Origin of the sequence: Citrobacter sp. Cu231, assembly GCF_030332265.1 — a bacterium.
In the GTDB taxonomy this organism is placed as follows: domain Bacteria; phylum Pseudomonadota; class Gammaproteobacteria; order Enterobacterales; family Enterobacteriaceae; genus Citrobacter; species Citrobacter meridianamericanus.
In genome coordinates, this window is record NZ_JAOWIE010000034.1 from 421,766 (window position 1) to 438,521 (window position 16,756).

At 53.8% G+C, this 16,756-nt stretch carries 19 protein-coding genes; 16 read left to right on the forward strand and 3 right to left on the reverse strand.

Going from position 1 to position 16,756, the window contains the following annotated elements:
- Nucleotides 1-81 precede the first annotated feature (81 nt).
- The 3 genes from OGY15_RS12865 to mdcH are packed head-to-tail and all read left to right on the forward strand — an operon-like array spanning nt 82 to nt 2,558.
- Nucleotides 82-1,041, forward strand: a complete 960-nt coding sequence (locus OGY15_RS12865; RefSeq protein ID WP_286539471.1) for an AEC family transporter — start codon at nt 82-84, stop codon at nt 1,039-1,041.
- A gap of 3 nt (nt 1,042-1,044) precedes the next feature.
- Nucleotides 1,045-1,662 (forward strand): malonate decarboxylase holo-ACP synthase, encoded by a 618-nt coding sequence (locus OGY15_RS12870; RefSeq protein WP_286539473.1) that lies wholly within the window; start codon nt 1,045-1,047, stop codon nt 1,660-1,662.
- Entirely contained in the window at nt 1,662-2,558 is an 897-nt protein-coding gene (mdcH, locus tag OGY15_RS12875) for a malonate decarboxylase subunit epsilon (RefSeq protein WP_286539475.1), read from the forward strand. The genes OGY15_RS12870 and mdcH overlap by 1 nt, the downstream gene beginning before the upstream one ends.
- Nucleotides 2,559-2,647: 89 nt before the next feature.
- Here the strand turns inward: mdcH and OGY15_RS12880 are convergent, their stop codons facing one another.
- Nucleotides 2,648-3,580, reverse strand: coding sequence for a LysR family transcriptional regulator (locus tag OGY15_RS12880; protein WP_151217205.1), 933 nt, complete (start codon nt 3,578-3,580; stop codon nt 2,648-2,650).
- 16 nt (nt 3,581-3,596) lie between these two features.
- A complete protein-coding gene (locus tag OGY15_RS12885; RefSeq protein WP_252838519.1) occupies nt 3,597-5,498 on the reverse strand; it encodes an ABC transporter ATP-binding protein in 1,902 nt (633 codons plus the stop codon).
- Nucleotides 5,499-5,630: 132 nt separating this feature from the next.
- On the opposite strand from OGY15_RS12885, the gene kefG reads away from it, so the two are divergent.
- The 4 genes from kefG to slyD all read left to right on the forward strand — a co-directional run bounded on the left by kefG (nt 5,631) and on the right by slyD (nt 8,890).
- Nucleotides 5,631-6,182 carry a glutathione-regulated potassium-efflux system ancillary protein KefG gene (gene kefG, locus OGY15_RS12890; protein WP_003023629.1) on the forward strand — a complete coding sequence of 184 codons (552 nt, stop codon included), beginning with the start codon at nt 5,631-5,633 and terminating at the stop codon, nt 6,180-6,182.
- A complete protein-coding gene (kefB, locus tag OGY15_RS12895) occupies nt 6,182-7,987 on the forward strand; it encodes a glutathione-regulated potassium-efflux system protein KefB (RefSeq protein WP_286539480.1) in 1,806 nt (601 codons plus the stop codon). The genes kefG and kefB overlap by 1 nt, the downstream gene beginning before the upstream one ends.
- Nucleotides 7,988-7,995: 8 nt before the next feature.
- A complete protein-coding gene (locus OGY15_RS12900; RefSeq protein ID WP_005121675.1) occupies nt 7,996-8,196 on the forward strand; it encodes a YheV family putative zinc ribbon protein in 201 nt (66 codons plus the stop codon).
- A 94-nt stretch (nt 8,197-8,290) separates the two neighbouring features.
- A complete protein-coding gene (gene slyD / locus OGY15_RS12905; RefSeq protein WP_210904219.1) occupies nt 8,291-8,890 on the forward strand; it encodes a peptidylprolyl isomerase in 600 nt (199 codons plus the stop codon).
- Nucleotides 8,891-9,018: 128 nt separating this feature from the next.
- Here the strand turns inward: slyD and OGY15_RS12910 are convergent, their stop codons facing one another.
- Nucleotides 9,019-9,237, reverse strand: a complete 219-nt coding sequence (locus OGY15_RS12910; protein WP_038634770.1) for a protein SlyX — start codon at nt 9,235-9,237, stop codon at nt 9,019-9,021.
- A gap of 231 nt (nt 9,238-9,468) precedes the next feature.
- On the opposite strand from OGY15_RS12910, the gene fkpA reads away from it, so the two are divergent.
- The 9 genes from fkpA to tuf all read left to right on the forward strand — a co-directional run.
- Nucleotides 9,469-10,311: an FKBP-type peptidyl-prolyl cis-trans isomerase gene (gene fkpA, locus OGY15_RS12915; RefSeq protein WP_210904221.1), complete on the forward strand. Its 843-nt coding sequence runs from the start codon at nt 9,469-9,471 to the stop codon at nt 10,309-10,311.
- A 167-nt stretch (nt 10,312-10,478) separates the two neighbouring features.
- Nucleotides 10,479-11,201 carry a helix-turn-helix transcriptional regulator gene (locus OGY15_RS12920; protein ID WP_000091462.1) on the forward strand — a complete coding sequence of 241 codons (723 nt, stop codon included), beginning with the start codon at nt 10,479-10,481 and terminating at the stop codon, nt 11,199-11,201.
- On the forward strand, nt 11,201-11,587 hold the full coding sequence (tusD, locus tag OGY15_RS12925; RefSeq protein ID WP_286539484.1) for a sulfurtransferase complex subunit TusD: 387 nt from the start codon (nt 11,201-11,203) through the stop codon (nt 11,585-11,587). The genes OGY15_RS12920 and tusD overlap by 1 nt, the downstream gene beginning before the upstream one ends.
- The gene (gene tusC / locus OGY15_RS12930) at nt 11,587-11,946 is read left to right on the forward strand and encodes a sulfurtransferase complex subunit TusC (RefSeq protein WP_043018545.1); all 360 of its coding nucleotides are present in this window, start codon (nt 11,587-11,589) and stop codon (nt 11,944-11,946) included. Before tusD ends, tusC begins: the two co-directional genes overlap by 1 nt.
- Nucleotides 11,947-11,953: 7 nt before the next feature.
- Nucleotides 11,954-12,241, forward strand: a complete 288-nt coding sequence (gene tusB, locus OGY15_RS12935; protein WP_151216816.1) for a sulfurtransferase complex subunit TusB — start codon at nt 11,954-11,956, stop codon at nt 12,239-12,241.
- 125 nt (nt 12,242-12,366) lie between these two features.
- On the forward strand, nt 12,367-12,741 hold the full coding sequence (gene rpsL / locus OGY15_RS12940) for a 30S ribosomal protein S12 (protein WP_003023654.1): 375 nt from the start codon (nt 12,367-12,369) through the stop codon (nt 12,739-12,741).
- A gap of 95 nt (nt 12,742-12,836) precedes the next feature.
- Nucleotides 12,837-13,307: a 30S ribosomal protein S7 gene (gene rpsG, locus OGY15_RS12945; RefSeq protein WP_016154763.1), complete on the forward strand. Its 471-nt coding sequence runs from the start codon at nt 12,837-12,839 to the stop codon at nt 13,305-13,307.
- Between the two features lie 96 nt (nt 13,308-13,403).
- Nucleotides 13,404-15,518 carry an elongation factor G gene (gene fusA / locus OGY15_RS12950; RefSeq protein WP_151224114.1) on the forward strand — a complete coding sequence of 705 codons (2,115 nt, stop codon included), beginning with the start codon at nt 13,404-13,406 and terminating at the stop codon, nt 15,516-15,518.
- A 69-nt stretch (nt 15,519-15,587) separates the two neighbouring features.
- Nucleotides 15,588-16,756 (forward strand): elongation factor Tu (gene tuf, locus OGY15_RS12955; RefSeq protein ID WP_049014834.1); only part of this gene is annotated, 1,169 nt, incomplete at its 3' end.

Sequence of the window (16,756 nt, forward strand, 5' to 3'; positions counted from 1 at the left end):
CGCTGCGCCCGCGTGGGTCACTGTATCTGAAAAAATAATAATCATCGCGCCAGTGCTAACTTTTTTCATTACAGGTGAAATATGACTTACGTAATTGTTCATGCTCTTGCTCCGATTTTCGTCATCATGCTGCTGGGATTCTGGGCCGGGAAGGCCAAAATGGTGGACAACAAAAATGTCTCCCTGCTCAATATCTTCGTCATGGACTTTGCATTGCCTGCAGCGCTGTTTAGCGCAACCGTACAGACGCCGTGGGCGGGTATCGTCGCGCAGTCACCGCTGATTGTGGTACTGACGCTGGCGATGTGGATTACCTATGCCGCCATCTATTTTATGGCGACCAAAGTGTTCAAGAAATCGCCGCAGGATGCCGCCGTGCTGACGCTGACCGTCGCGCTGCCGAACTACGCCGCGCTGGGTCTGCCGATTCTGGGTAGCGTACTGGGTGAAACTTCTTCCACCTCGCTTTCCGTTGCCGTTTCCATCGCCTGCGGTTCCGTGTTGATGACGCCGTTCTGCCTGCTGATCCTCGAACGTGAGAAAGCGCGCGTGGAAGGCGGTAACTCCGGTTCTACGCTGTCTATGCTGCCGGTACTAATGTGGCGTTCCATTAAAAAACCGATCGTCATGGGCCCGCTGCTGGGGGTTATCCTCTCCGCCATTGGTATTAAAATGCCAGAACTGGTGCTGGCGGCGATCAAACCGCTGGGTCTGTCCGCGACTGCGGCGGCGCTGTTCCTGACCGGTGTGATCCTCTCTGCGCGTAAACTGCAGATCAACACCGTGGTGATCACCTCCACTATCGCCAAACTGCTGATTCAACCGGCCATTGCCTGGGGTATCGTGCTGATTTTCGGCCTGCATGGTTCCGTGGCGATTACCGCTATCCTGATGATTGCGCTGTCCGCGGGTTTCTTCGGCGTGGTGTTTGGTAACCGCTTTGGCGTGCAGTCGCCGGATGCAGAAGCCGTGCTGCTGTTGAGCTCCGTACTGTGTATCCTGTCGCTGCCGCTGTTTATCTCGCTGACTTCAGGAATCTAAATCATGAGCACAACATTACGTCCACACGACCTTATCTGGCTGAATGCGCGCGACGCACTTGAAGATGTCACGGAATCCTGGGTGGATACCGTCTGGCATAGTGGCCTGCCGGTAGTGGTGCGACGTGATGTTGATGCGCAGGGGCGCATTCCGGTGGGCGTCCGCGGGATGAAGCGCGACCAGCGCGCCGCCGGTTGGGTAAAAGCGGGGGCGGTCGTCCGCGTCTGCTCGCCGGAATCGCTGGTGGACCCGCTGGCGTTGCTGCGCTCGCCCTTTATCTCTCAGCCACCCGTTCAGGTGGCTTTGTTATTGGCGCAGCAGGTGTGGCCGTGGACGTGGGGCATTACCGGCAGTACCGGCTATGCGCTGGCGACCGGGATCCCGGTTATCCACGCGGCAAGCGATCTGGATCTGCTGATCCGCGCGCCGCAGCCGCTGGCTCGCGAGCCGTTGGCGATGTGGCAACAGCAACTGACGGGCGGGCTGTGCCGGGCGGATACCCAGGTGGAAACGCCCTGTGGCGCGTTTGCCCTCAACGAATGGCTGCGTGACGGTAAAGCACTGTTAAAAACCTCACAGGGGCCGCGTCTGGTGAGCGACCCGTGGAGCAGGGAGGAATAATGAAAATTCTGTTTACCTTTCCGGGGCAGGGAACGCAGCACGCAGGAATGCTGCAAAACCTTCCGGGGACGGAACTGGCCCAGGCGCGTGAGGTGCTTGGCGCTGAGGTTGATACGCTGGATACCCCTGAGGCGCTCAAACATACCCGAGCCGTTCAACTGTCTCTGCTGATTGCTGGCGTTGCATGGGCGCGCGAGTTAGAACGTCGTAGCGTAGCGCCTGATATCGTCAGTGGACTCTCCATTGGCGCGTACCCGGCGGCGGTGATTGCCGGTGCGCTCGACTTCGCCGACGCGCTGACGCTGGTCGCGCTGCGCGGTGACTTAATGGAGCAGGCCTATCCGCACGGCTACGGCCTGACGGCAATCATGGGGCTAACGCTGAGTCAGGTGGAAAGCCTGGTAGAAGGCAGCGGCACCTATATCGCTAACCTGAATGCCGAAACGCAGATTGTGATTGCCGGTCCTGATGAAGCGATGGCTGAAGTGGCGAAACGCGCGCTGGAGAAAGGGGCCAGTAAGGCGCCTCGGCTGGCGGTGAGCGTGCCGTCGCATTGTGAACTGTTGGCCGAACCTGCGCAAAAGCTGGTTGAGGCGTTCAGCCATGTGACGCTTTCCCGCCCGCGCTACGCCTACCTGAGCGGTAGTACCGGCCGCGTGCTGTGGCAGCCGGAACGTATTGCCGACGATCTGGCGATGAACATGGCGCGCACGGTGCGCTGGCAGGAGGCGGTTATCTCCGCTAACGAACGTGAAGCACGGCTGGCGATTGAAATGCCGCCCGGTGGCGTGCTGACCTGCTTAACGCGTCAGGCGGCGTGGGAAGGGGAGTCTGTTTCTCTGGAGCGCAGCGGCGTGGATGTTGCCGTGCATCTGGCAAAACGGCTTCGTGCGTGATGTGATTGCCCGATGGTGCTGCGCTTATCAGGCCTACAACTCGCACCTGATGTAGGCCGGATAAGACGCGTAGCGTCGCCATCCGGCAATCAGGCGTTCTGGTTCAGCGTCCTGGCATACATGCGCCCTTCGGCGGCCAGTGCCAGCAGGCTTGGGTCGCGCTCGCGGTTACGGGCAAACACAATCGCGATAAGCTGCTGCATCTGATAGGGTTCAGCGAGCTTTTGCAGCTTCACGGTATTCTCATACATCTTCTTCATTCGTCCGGGCATCAAACAGAAGCCAACCCCAGCCTGTACCAGACTGAGCATCGAGAAAATGTCGTTTACGCGGGTGACGATTTCAGGCTCGAACCCCGCAATATGAAACGCTTCCTGGAAACCCGCGTAGGTCGCAAACCCTTCCGCCAGCGACACAAATTTCTCATTGCGATAGTGGCGTAGATCCGCCTTAAGGGTGGCGTCAAGCGTAGCGGTCATCGGTGCGGCGAGGTAGATATCGTCGTGGAACAGGGGGAGTACTTCGAGGCTGTTGCGGTCGATTTCACTTTCAGAAATGGAGATGAGGATCGCGTCCAGCACGCCGTCTTCCAGCATCTTCAGCAGCGCTTCGTTGGAACCCATGGTGAGATCCAGTTCCAGGTCCGGGCGACGCAGTTTCATGCCCATAATCAGGTGCGGCACCGTCTCCAGCGTCAGTGAGTAGAGCGTGCCAACGCGTAAACGGCCCTGGCCGACGCCCGCCGTTTTGCGCGTCTCTTCCAGCCCGCGTTCCATCAGTTGGGTGACTTCCTGGCAGTACTCCAGCAGCGTCCACGCCGCCGGTTGGGCAATCAGATTACGACCTTTGTGGACGAACAGCGGGCAGCGGACGTTCTCTTCCAGGGTGTGCAGCGCCCGATGCACGCTAACGCCGCTGATGTTCAGCGCCTCGGCGGTACGGGCGATGTTGCCCTTCTCCATAAAGGTCATGAAGATGCTCAGCTTGCGGAAGGTTATGTCGTTGGTCGTCAGCTGATTCATCATCGTCTTCCCAAAGTTAGTCGGCCAGCATCTGTTCGAGTTGTTCCTGCGCATCCAGCCAGGCCATTTCGCACTCTTCGAGCCCGGATTTCGCGCTGGCTTGTTGCTGCAAGCATGCCGTGAGTTCAGCCTTGCGGCTTTGGTCGTACAGTTCGCTGTCGCCGAGTTTCTCTTCTGCCTGCGCCAGCTGTGCGTGCAGCTTCTCCATCTCTTTTTCCAGACGGGTAATCTCTTTACGCAACGGCTGCGTCAGAGTGCGTAGTTCAGCCTCGCGACGCTTCTGGTCTTTACGCGCCTGGGCGCTGTTAACGCTCTCTTTCGCCGGTTCGTCGCCCTGGCTTTCCTGTTTTTGCACATCGCTCAGCCACTGCTGATAATCCTCCAGATCACCGTCAAACGGCTCGACTTTCTTGTCATGCACCAGATACAGGTCGTCGGTGGTAGAGCGAATCAGGTGACGGTCGTGCGAGACCACGACCAGCGCGCCTTCGAAATCGATCAGCGCTTCGGTCAGCGCCTGGCGCATATCCAAATCCAGGTGGTTGGTCGGTTCATCGAGCAGCAGCAGATTCGGGCGCTGCCAGACGATCAACGCCAGTACCAGGCGTGCTTTTTCACCACCGGAGAAACGACGGGTCTCTTCGCTGACCTTATCGCCCTGGAAGCCGAATCCGCCGAGGTAGTCTCGAAGTTTCTGCTCCAGCTCCTGTGGTGCCATGCGAGCCAGGTGCTGGATAGGCGATTCATCGGCGCGTAAAAACTCCAGCTGGTGCTGCGCGAAGTAGCCCAGCTTGATGCCTTTCGCCAGGCCAATCTCGCCGCTGATTGGGGTCAGTTCGCCGGCCAGCAGCTTAATCAGCGTAGATTTACCCGCACCGTTACGACCGAGCAGGCCGATGCGGGATCCCGGCACCAGATTCAGTTTGATCGAATCGAGAATGACGCGTTCGCCGTAGCCAGCGCTGACTTTTTCCATCTTCAACAGCGGGTTTGGCAGGCTTTCCGGCTCACGGAAGCTAAAGTGGAACGGATTGTCCACGTGCGCAGGGGCAATCAGCTCCATGCGTTCCAGCATTTTGATACGGCTCTGCGCCTGCTTTGCTTTGGTGGCTTTAGCTCGGAAACGATCGATATAGCTTTGCAGATGCGCTACACGCTCCTGCTGGCTTTCGTACATTGCCTGTTGCTGCGCGAGGCGGGTCGCACGCTGGATTTCAAACGCGCTGTAGTTGCCGGTGTACTCGAACATGGTTTGTTGTTCGATATGGATAATTTTATCCACCACCGGATCGAGGAAGTCGCGGTCGTGGGAGATCAAAATCAGCGTGCCCTGATAGCTTTTCAGCCATCTTTCCAGCCAAATGACCGCGTCGAGATCGAGGTGGTTGGTCGGTTCATCGAGCAGCAGCAGGTCCGAACGGCAAATCAGCGCCTGTGCCAGGTTGAGACGCATACGCCAGCCACCGGAGAAGTCGCTGACTGGACGTTCAAGCTGTTCGTTGGAGAAGCCGAGGCCATGCAGCAGACTGGCGGCGCGTGAACGCACGGTCCAGGCGTCAATGGCATCCAGTTTTCCATGGACGGTGGCAATGGCGTGTCCATCGTTACGTTCGTTGGCATCGTTCAACTGCGCTTCCAGTTGACGATATTCGCGGTCGCCGTCGATTACGTACTCCAGCGCGGGCTGTGGCAACGCAGGCGTTTCCTGATTCACCCACGCGAGCTGCCAGTTTCCCGGATAGGTAAATCCTCCGGCGTCGGCGCTGAGTTCATTTTTCAGCAATGCCAGTAAGGTAGATTTACCGCAGCCATTTTTACCGACCAGGCCAACTTTCTGCCCTGGATTAATGGTGGCCGTGGCATTGTCCAGCAAGACGCGCACGCCGCGACGAATTTGTAACGATGAGAAAACAATCATAAGGCGCCGTATGTTCAGACTATGTTAATTTATCATTATGATAATGTAATGTGCGGGGCATTTGCCGCACCGAGGCGCAATGGTAGCCCAAAACGTCGAAAATAGACAAAAGACAAAACCGGGAGGGGGATGATGTTCCAGCCAGCGAAAGTCTTGCTGCTGTATGCCCATCCGGAATCTCAGGACTCGGTCGCGAACCGGGTTCTGCTTAAACCGGCCATGCAGCTCAGCAATGTTACCGTGCACGACCTTTACGCGCACTATCCTGACTTTTTTATCGACATTCCGCATGAGCAGGCGCTGCTGCGTGAGCATGATGTCATTGTTTTTCAGCATCCGCTTTACACCTATAGCTGTCCGGCGCTGTTAAAAGAATGGCTTGATCGCGTACTGAGCCGCGGATTTGCCAGCGGTCCCGGAGGGAATCAACTGGCGGGAAAGTACTGGCGGAGCGTTATCACTACCGGGGAACCGGAAAGCGCCTACCGCTATGACGCGTTAAACCGTTATCCAATGAGCGATGTGCTGCGCCCTTTTGAGCTAACAGCCGGTATGTGCCGCATGCACTGGATGAGCCCTATTATTGTCTACTGGGCCAGACGGCAAACGAAACAGGAGCTGGACAGCCATGCGAAAGCGTACGGTGACTGGCTGGCGAATCCGATACCTGTGGGAGGCCGCTGATGGAAGGTTCTGATTTATTGACCGCGGGTGTGTTGTTTCTTTTCGCGGCGGTGGCGGCAGTACCGTTGGCGTCCAGGTTGGGTATCGGGCCAGTGTTAGGGTACTTGCTGGCGGGTATTGCTATCGGCCCGTGGGGATTAGGGTTCATCAGCGATGTGGATGAAATCCTGCACTTTTCCGAACTGGGCGTGGTTTTTCTGATGTTCATCATTGGGCTGGAACTGAACCCGGCGAAGCTTTGGCAACTGCGGCGCTCTATTTTTGGCGTCGGCGCCGCGCAGGTGATGCTGAGCGCGGTGGTGCTGGCGGGGTTACTGATGCTCACCACATTCTCCTGGCAGGCGGCAGTGGTTGGCGGCATTGGTCTGGCGATGTCATCGACCGCGATGGCGCTACAGTTGATGCGTGAGAAAGGCATGAACCGCAGTGAGTCTGGGCAGTTGGGTTTTTCGGTGCTGCTGTTTCAGGATCTGGCGGTGATCCCCGCGTTGGCACTGGTCCCGCTGCTGGCGGGGTCTGCTGACGAACATTTTGACTGGATCAAAGTGGGAATGAAGGTGCTGGCCTTTGCCGGCATGCTGATTGGCGGGCGCTATTTGTTGCGTCCGGTTTTTCGCTTTATTGCGGATTCCGGCGTGCGGGAAGTGTTCACCGCTGCCACGCTGCTGTTGGTGCTGGGTTCTGCTCTATTTATGGATGCGCTGGGGCTGTCGATGGCGCTGGGAACGTTTATTGCTGGCGTGCTGCTGGCAGAAAGCGAATACCGACATGAACTGGAAACGGCAATCGATCCGTTCAAGGGACTGTTGCTCGGCCTGTTTTTCATCTCCGTAGGCATGTCGCTTAACCTTGGCGTGCTGTATACCCATATTTTGTGGGTGGCGGCGAGCGTGATCGTGCTGGTGGTCGTAAAAATGCTGGTGCTGTATGTGCTGGCGCGCCTTAATGGCGTGAGAAGCTCAGAACGGATGCAATTTGCCGGAGTGTTAAGTCAGGGCGGGGAGTTCGCCTTCGTCCTGTTTTCAACGGCATCCTCGCAACGGCTGTTTCAGGGCGACCAAATGGCATTGTTGCTGGTGACCGTCACACTGTCGATGATGACGACACCTTTGGTGATGAAGCTGATTGATAAATGGCTCTCCCGCCAGTTTAACGGCCCGGATGAAGAAGATGAAAAACCTTGGGTAGAAGACGATAAGCCGCAGGTGATTGTGGTGGGGTTTGGGCGCTTTGGTCAGGTCATTGGACGCCTGTTGATGGCCAATAAGATGCGTATTACCGTTCTGGAACGGGATATTAGCGCTGTAAATCTGATGCGCAAATATGGCTATAAGGTCTATTACGGTGATGCCACGCAGGTGGAGCTTTTACGCTCAGCTGGTGCAGAAGCAGCCCAATCGATTGTCATTACCTGTAACGAACCGGAAGATACGATGAAGTTGGTGGAATTGTGCCAACAGTACTTTCCGCATTTGCATATTCTTGCGCGCGCGCGCGGACGTGTCGAAGCGCATGAGTTATTACAGGCAGGTGTGACGCAGTTTTCCCGCGAAACGTTCTCCAGCGCGCTGGAGTTGGGGCGTAAAACGCTGGTTACTCTGGGGATGCATCCGCATCAGGCTCAGCGCGCCCAGTTGCATTTTCGGCGGCTGGATATGCGCATGCTGCGGGAACTGATCCCCATGCACACGGATACGGTACAAATCTCTCGGGCCAGGGAAGCCCGGCGCGAGCTGGAGGAGATTTTTCAACGCGAGATGCAGCAAGAGCGACGTCAGCTGGATGGCTGGGATGAATTTGAGTAGAGGTAACCATGGCAATTCGTAAACGTTTTATTGCAGGCGCAAAATGTCCGTCCTGCCAGGCACAAGATTCACTGGCGATGTGGCGTGAAAATAATATCGATATTGTTGAGTGTGTTAAGTGTGGTCATCAGATGCGGGAAGCCGATAAAGAGGCGCGCGAGCACGTTCGCAAAGAAGAGCAAGTGATCGGGATTTTTCATCCGGACTAGCGATATGGCGCAGCTTTTTTTAAGCTAGAGGGTACACGGGTGCAGAATTCCGCTACAATCTGCGCCACTATTCTTTCCATGCTCAGGAGATATCATGAAAGTAGCAAAGGACCTGGTGGTCAGCCTGGCCTATCAGGTACGTACAGAAGACGGTGTGTTGGTTGATGAGTCTCCGGTGAGTGCACCGCTGGACTACCTGCATGGTCACGGTTCCCTGATCTCTGGCCTGGAAACAGCGCTGGATGGTCACGAAGTTGGCGACAAATTCGATGTTGCTGTTGGCGCAAACGACGCATACGGTCAGTACGACGAAAACCTGGTGCAGCGCGTTCCTAAAGACGTCTTCATGGGTGTTGACGAACTGCAGGTTGGCATGCGTTTCCTGGCTGAAACTGACCAGGGCCCGGTACCGGTAGAAATTACCGAAGTGGAAGACGACCACGTTGTGGTTGACGGTAACCACATGCTGGCTGGCCAGAACCTGAAATTCAACGTCGAAGTTGTCGCGATCCGCGAAGCGACCGAAGAAGAACTGGCCCATGGTCACGTTCACGGTGCGCACGGCCACGACCACGATCATGACCACGGTCATGACGGTTGCTGCGGTGGTCACGGTCACGACCATGGTCACGAGCACGGCGGCGAAGGCTGCTGTGGCGGTAAAGGTAACGGCGGCGGCTGCGGTTGCCACTAATATCCAGCGTTTTTCAACCCACAGAGACGTTGGCTGTGATTTGAAATCCTTTGGGTATATATGAGGCTCGATAAGCGTTAGCGCCATCGGGCACAAAAAAAGCGGGAATATCCCGCTTTTTTTACGTCTCAATAATGTGGCGGCGGGGTCTCTTCAGACTGTGACGCTATGTGGGACGGCTGCGTTGCTTTGAGCTTCTCCGTCAATAGACGCAGATGATCACGCAGTTTGGCCATCTCCAGTTCATGCGCGGTCACCGTGACGTTGAGCTCTTCAATGGTTATCTCCTGAAATGCCAGGCGACTCTCTAGCTCAGCCAGGCGGGTTTCCAGCGTTGTATCCTGCATGATTCACCTCTTTTGTTATTGCCGGCAGATCGCGGACTGCGGCGAATTCTACTTAACTTTGCCTGTTTGCACAGCACACAATCTTCGGTCACGAAACTAATTTAAACAAAAAGAGTCTGAAAAGTGGTGATAATAGGGCGTGCCTGTATGTTGATTTGTTCAGCAACGCTTTATAGTACATTTTTATGTTAGTTAACCCTGGGGTGAGATGCCCCGGCCCTGGAGAGATGGATGAAATCACTGTTTAAAGTCACGCTGCTGGCGACCACAATGGCTGTTGCTCTGCATGCCCCGCTTACTTTCGCTGCCGATGCAGCAAAACCAGCTGCTACTGATGCAGCCAAGCCAGCCGCTACTGCTGACAGCAAAGCCGCATTCAAGAATGACGATCAAAAAGCCGCTTACGCGCTGGGTGCGTCCCTGGGTCGTTATATGGAAAACTCTCTGAAAGAGCAGGAAAAACTGGGCATCAAACTGGACAAAGACCAGCTGATCACTGGCGTTCAGGATGCATTTGCAGACAAGAGCAAACTGTCTGACCAGGAAATCGAACAAACTCTGCAGACGTTTGAAGCGCGCGTGAAGAGTTCCGCTCAGGCGAAAATGGAAAAAGACGCGGCTGACAACGAAGCCAAAGGTAAAGTTTACCGCGAGAAATTTGCTAAAGAGAAAGGTGTTAAAACCTCTGCTACTGGCCTGGTCTACAAAGTAGAGAAAGAAGGTACCGGTGCTGCCCCGAAAGACAGCGATACTGTAGTCGTAAACTACAAAGGTACGCTGATTGATGGTAAAGAGTTTGATAACTCTTATACCCGCGGTGAGCCGCTCTCTTTCCGTCTTGACGGCGTTATCCCGGGCTGGACCGAAGGCCTGAAAAACATCAAGAAAGGCGGTAAAATCCAGTTGGTTATCCCACCGGATCTGGCTTACGGTAAAACCGGTGTTCCGGGGATTCCGGCCAACTCTACGCTGGTCTTTGATGTTGAACTGTTAGACATCAAACCGGCACCGAAAGCCGATGCGCAGCCAGAAGCTGCACCGGCTGATAAAGCTGCAGATAGCAGCAAAAAATAAGAGAACAGAAACCGCCGCCCACAGGGCGGCGGTTTTTTATTATCGACAGGATATAATTAATACTGGAAAGCGCCTTGTGCGCTGTATTACTTTAGATGCCCCTATAATAGTGATGAGCCTGCCCTGACAACATAACGACAGGCTCCTGAAAAGGAGTGCTTTTTTTCATGTCCAGGTCGCTTTTAACCAACGAAACCAGTGAGCTAGATTTACTGGATCAACGTCCTTTCGATCAAACCGACTTCGATATCCTTAAATCCTACGAAGCGGTAGTGGACGGGTTGGCGATGCTCATTGGTTCCCATTGTGAAATCGTATTGCACTCTTTGCAGGATTTGAAATGCTCGGCCATCCGCATTGCTAACGGTGAACACACGGGCCGCAAAATTGGCTCGCCAATTACCGATCTTGCGTTGCGCATGCTGCATGATATGACGGGTGCGGATAGCAGCGTGTCGAAGTGTTACTTCACTCGTGCGAAAAGCGGTGTCTTGATGAAATCGCTGACGATTGCCATTCGCAACCGTGAGCATCGCGTGATTGGTCTGCTGTGCATCAACATGAACCTTGATGTTCCATTCTCGCAGATAATGAATACCTTTATCCCACCGGAAACGCCGGAAGTAGGTTCTGCCGTCAACTTCGCTTCTTCGGTAGAAGACCTGGTTACCCAAACACTGGAATTCACAATCGAAGAAGTGAATGCCGATCGCAATGTTTCCAACAATGCCAAGAATCGCCAAATCGTCCTGAATCTATATGAGAAAGGTATCTTCGATATTAAAGATGCCATCAACCAGGTTGCCGATCGGCTGAACATCTCCAAGCACACGGTCTACCTCTATATTCGTCAGTTCAAAAGCGGCGATTTCCAGGGGCAAGACAAGTAATGCGCTTTACCATCATGGTGACGGGGCCGGCTTATGGCACGCAGCAGGCGAGCAGTGCATTGCAATTTGCTCATGCGCTACTCGAAGAAGGGCATGAGCTATGCAGTGTCTTTTTCTATCGTGAAGGTGTGTATAACGCCAACTTCCTGACATCGCCCGCCAGTGATGAATATGATCTGGTGCGAGCATGGCAACAGCTAAACCAGCAGCATGGTGTAACGCTGAATATCTGCGTGGCGGCAGCATTGCGTCGCGGCGTTGTTGATGAAACCGAAGCGAAGCGGCTGGGACTGGCAGGGGCTAATTTACAATCAGGTTTTAACCTCAGCGGGCTGGGTTCGCTGGCTGAGGCATCCCTGACCTGCGATCGCGTGGTGCAGTTTTAATGAAACGTGTTGCTTTTGTCTTTTCTACCGTGCCACACGGCAGTGCCTCTGGTCGCGAAGGGTTAGATGCCTTACTGGCGACATCGGCCTTAACGGAAGACCTCGGCGTATTTTTCATCGGCGATGGCGTTTTTCAAATCCTACAGGGTCAGCAGCCGGACGTTGTGCTGGCACGTGACTATATCGCAACCTTCAAGTTGTTAGGGTTGTACGATATCGAGCAATGTTGGCTTTGTGCCGCCTCATTACGCGAGCGGGGCCTACAGCAGGGGGTTAATTTTGTGGTCGATGCAACAGCGTTAGAACCGGAAGATTTGCGCCGTGAATTAGGCAACTATGACGTCATTTTAAGGTTTTGAGATACTCATGCTGCACACATTACATCGCTCCGCGTGGCTTACCGATTTCTCCTCTCTTCTTCGTTTGATTGATAAAGACGATGAACTTTTATTGCTTCAGGATGGCGTGACTGCGGCAATAGAAGGAAGTCGTTTCCTTGAAAGTCTGCAAAATGCCACCATTAAGGTCTATGTATTGGAAGAAGACATTAAGGCTCGCGGCTTAGATGGTCAAATTTCAGACAGTGTCGTCAGGGTTAGCTATACTGACTTCGTCAGACTTACGGTGAAGCATCCCAGCCAGATGTCCTGGTAATTGTGGGATCGTTGTATATTTCTTGACACCTTTTCGACACCGACCTAAAATTCTGCGTCCTCATATTGTATGAGGTCGTTTTATTACGTGTTTACGAAGCGAAAGCTACAACCAGGAGCTATTTAATGGCAACAGTTAACCAGCTGGTACGCAAACCACGCGCACGCAAAGTTGCAAAGAGCAACGTGCCTGCACTGGAAGCATGCCCGCAGAAACGTGGCGTATGTACTCGTGTATATACTACCACTCCTAAAAAACCAAACTCCGCACTGCGTAAAGTATGCCGTGTGCGTTTGACCAACGGTTTTGAAGTGACTTCCTACATCGGTGGTGAAGGTCACAACCTGCAGGAACACTCCGTGATCCTGATCCGTGGCGGTCGTGTAAAAGACCTCCCGGGTGTTCGTTACCACACCGTTCGCGGTGCGCTTGACTGCTCCGGCGTTAAAGACCGTAAGCAATCACGCTCCAAGTATGGCGTGAAACGTCCTAAGGCTTAATGGTTCTCCGTTAAGTAAGGCCAAACGTTTTATATTAATGTCAAACTAAACTCGTAGAGTTTTGGACAATCCTGAATTAACAACGGAGTATTCCCATGCCACGTCGTCGCGTCATTGGTCAGCGTAAAATTCTGCCGGATCCTAAGTTCGGATCAGAGCTGCTGGCTAAATTTGTAAATATCCTGATGGTAGATGGTAAAAAATCTACTGCAGAAACCATCGTATACAGCGCGCTGGAGACCCTGGCTCAGCGTTCTGGTAAAGATGGCCTGGAAGCTTTTGAAGTAGCCCTTGAAAACGTGCGTCCGACTGTCGAAGTTAAGTCTCGCCGCGTTGGTGGTTCTACTTATCAGGTTCCAGTTGAAGTCCGTCCGGTTCGTCGTAATGCCCTGGCAATGCGTTGGATCGTTGAAGCTGCTCGTAAACGCGGTGATAAATCCATGGCTCTGCGCCTGGCGAACGAACTTTCTGATGCTGCAGAAAACAAAGGTACTGCAGTTAAGAAACGTGAAGACGTTCACCGTATGGCAGAAGCCAACAAGGCGTTCGCACACTACCGTTGGTAATCCCTTCGGAGTTTTAGTCACCAGGCGGGCGCTTCTAGTAAGCAGCCCGCTTTGGGCTACTTAAATTGAACGCCTAAAAGATAAACGAGGAATCAAATGGCTCGTACAACACCCATCGCGCGCTACCGTAACATCGGTATCAGTGCGCACATCGACGCCGGTAAAACCACTACTACCGAACGTATTCTGTTCTACACCGGTGTAAACCATAAAATCGGTGAAGTTCATGACGGCGCAGCCACCATGGACTGGATGGAACAGGAGCAGGAGCGTGGTATTACTATCACCTCCGCAGCGACTACTGCATTCTGGTCTGGTATGGCTAAGCAGTATGAACCGCATCGCGTAAACATCATCGACACCCCGGGGCACGTTGACTTCACTATCGAAGTAGAACGTTCCATGCGTGTGCTTGATGGTGCAGTAATGGTTTACTGCGCAGTTGGTGGTGTTCAGCCTCAGTCTGAAACCGTATGGCGTCAGGCAAACAAATATAAAGTTCCACGCATTGCGTTCGTTAACAAAATGGACCGTATGGGTGCGAACTTCCTGAAAGTTGTTGGTCAGATCAAAACCCGTCTGGGCGCGAACCCTGTTCCGCTGCAGCTGGCAATTGGCGCTGAAGAAGCGTTCACCGGTGTTGTTGACCTGGTGAAAATGAAAGCCATCAACTGGAACGAAGAAGACGCAGGCGTAACCTTCACTTATGAAGATATCCCGGCTGACATGCAGGAACTGGCTGAAGAATGGCACCAGAACCTGATCGAGTCCGCTGCAGAAGCTTCAGAAGAGCTGATGGAGAAATACCTGGGTGGCGAAGAACTGACTGAAGAAGAGATCAAAAAAGCTCTGCGTCAGCGCGTTCTGAACAACGAAATCATCCTGGTAACCTGTGGTTCTGCGTTCAAGAACAAAGGTGTTCAGGCGATGCTGGATGCGGTAATTGATTACCTGCCATCCCCAATCGACGTACCTGCGATCAACGGTATTCTGGACGACGGTAAAGATACTCCGGCTGAGCGTCATGCTAGCGATGACGAACCGTTTGCTGCACTGGCATTCAAAATCGCTACTGACCCGTTCGTGGGTAACCTGACCTTCTTCCGCGTGTACTCTGGTGTGGTTAACTCCGGTGACACCATCCTGAACTCAGTGAAAACTGCACGCGAACGTTTTGGCCGTATCGTACAGATGCACGCTAACAAACGTGAAGAGATCAAAGAAGTTCGCGCGGGCGATATCGCTGCTGCTATCGGTCTGAAAGACGTGACCACTGGTGACACTCTGTGTGACCCGGATCACCCGATCATTCTGGAACGTATGGAATTCCCTGAGCCGGTAATTTCCATCGCGGTAGAACCGAAAACCAAAGCTGACCAGGAAAAAATGGGTCTGGCTCTGGGCCGTCTGGCTAAAGAAGACCCGTCATTCCGCGTTTGGACTGACGAAGAATCTAACCAGACCATTATCGCTGGTATGGGTGAGCTGCACCTCGATATCATCGTTGACCGCATGAAGCGTGAATTCAACGTTGAAGCGAACGTCGGTAAACCTCAGGTTGCTTACCGTGAAGCGATTCGCGCGAAAGTTACCGATATCGAAGGTAAACACGCTAAGCAGTCTGGTGGTCGCGGTCAGTACGGTCATGTTGTTATCGACATGTACCCGCTGGAGCCGGGTTCAAACCCGAAAGGCTACGAGTTCATCAACGACATCAAAGGTGGTGTAATTCCTGGCGAATACATCCCGGCCGTTGATAAAGGCATCCAGGAACAGCTGAAATCTGGCCCGCTGGCTGGTTACCCGGTTGTTGATCTGGGCGTGCGTCTGCACTTCGGTTCTTACCATGACGTTGACTCCTCTGAGCTGGCGTTTAAACTGGCCGCTTCTATCGCCTTCAAAGATGGCTTTAAGAAAGCGAAACCAGTTCTGCTTGAACCTATCATGAAGGTTGAAGTAGAGACTCCGGAAGAGAACACCGGTGACGTAATCGGTGACTTGAGCCGCCGTCGTGGTATGCTTCGTGGTCAGGAATCCAACGTCACTGGCGTTGTTATCCATGCTGAAGTTCCGCTGTCTGAAATGTTCGGATATGCAACCCAGCTGCGTTCTCTGACCAAAGGCCGTGCTTCTTACTCCATGGAGTTCCTGAAGTACGACGATGCGCCGAACAACGTTGCTCAGGCCGTTATTGAAGCCCGTGGTAAATAAGCCACAGGATTAAAACCTAAGTCCCGTGCTCTCTCCATAGGGGAGAGCACTATAGTAAGGAATATAGCCGTGTCTAAAGAAAAATTTGAACGTACAAAACCGCACGTTAACGTCGGCACCATCGGCCACGTTGACCACGGTAAAACTACCCTGACCGCTGCAATCACTACCGTACTGGCTAAAACCTACGGCGGTGCTGCTCGTGCATTCGACCAGATCGATAACGCGCCGGAAGAAAAAGCTCGTGGTATCACCATCAACACTTCTCACGTTGAATATGACACCCCGACTCGCCACTACGCACACGTAGACTGCCCGGGCCACGCCGACTATGTTAAAAACATGATCACCGGTGCTGCGCAGATGGACGGCGCGATCCTGGTTGTTGCTGCGACTGACGGCCCGATGCCGCAGACTCGTGAGCACATCCTGCTGGGTCGTCAGGTAGGCGTTCCGTACATCATCGTGTTCCTGAACAAATGCGACATGGTTGATGACGAAGAGCTGCTGGAACTGGTAGAAATGGAAGTTCGTGAACTTCTGTCTCAGTACGATTTCCCGGGCGACGACACGCCGATCGTTCGTGGTTCTGCTCTGAAAGCGCTGGAAGGCGAAGCAGAGTGGGAAGCGAAAATCATCGAACTGGCTGGCTTCCTGGATTCTTACATCCCAGAACCAGAACGTGCTATCGATAAGCCGTTCCTGCTGCCAATCGAAGACGTATTCTCCATCTCCGGTCGTGGTACCGTTGTTACCGGTCGTGTAGAGCGCGGTATCATCAAAGTTGGTGAAGAAGTTGAAATCGTTGGTATCAAAGAGACTGCCAAGTCTACCTGTACTGGCGTTGAAATGTTCCGCAAACTGCTGGACGAAGGCCGTGCTGGTGAGAACGTTGGTGTTCTGCTGCGTGGTATCAAACGTGAAGAAATCGAACGTGGTCAGGTACTGGCTAAGCCGGGCTCTATCAAGCCGCACACCAAGTTCGAATCTGAAGTGTACATTCTGTCCAAAGACGAAGGCGGCCGTCATACTCCGTTCTTCAAAGGCTACCGTCCGCAGTTCTACTTCCGTACTACTGACGTGACTGGTACCATCGAACTGCCGGAAGGCGTTGAGATGGTAATGCCGGGCGACAACATCAAAATGGTTGTTACCCTGATCCACCCAATCGCGATGGACGACGGTCTGCGTTTCGCAATCCGTGAAGGCGGCCGTACTGTTGGTGCGGGCGTTGTTGC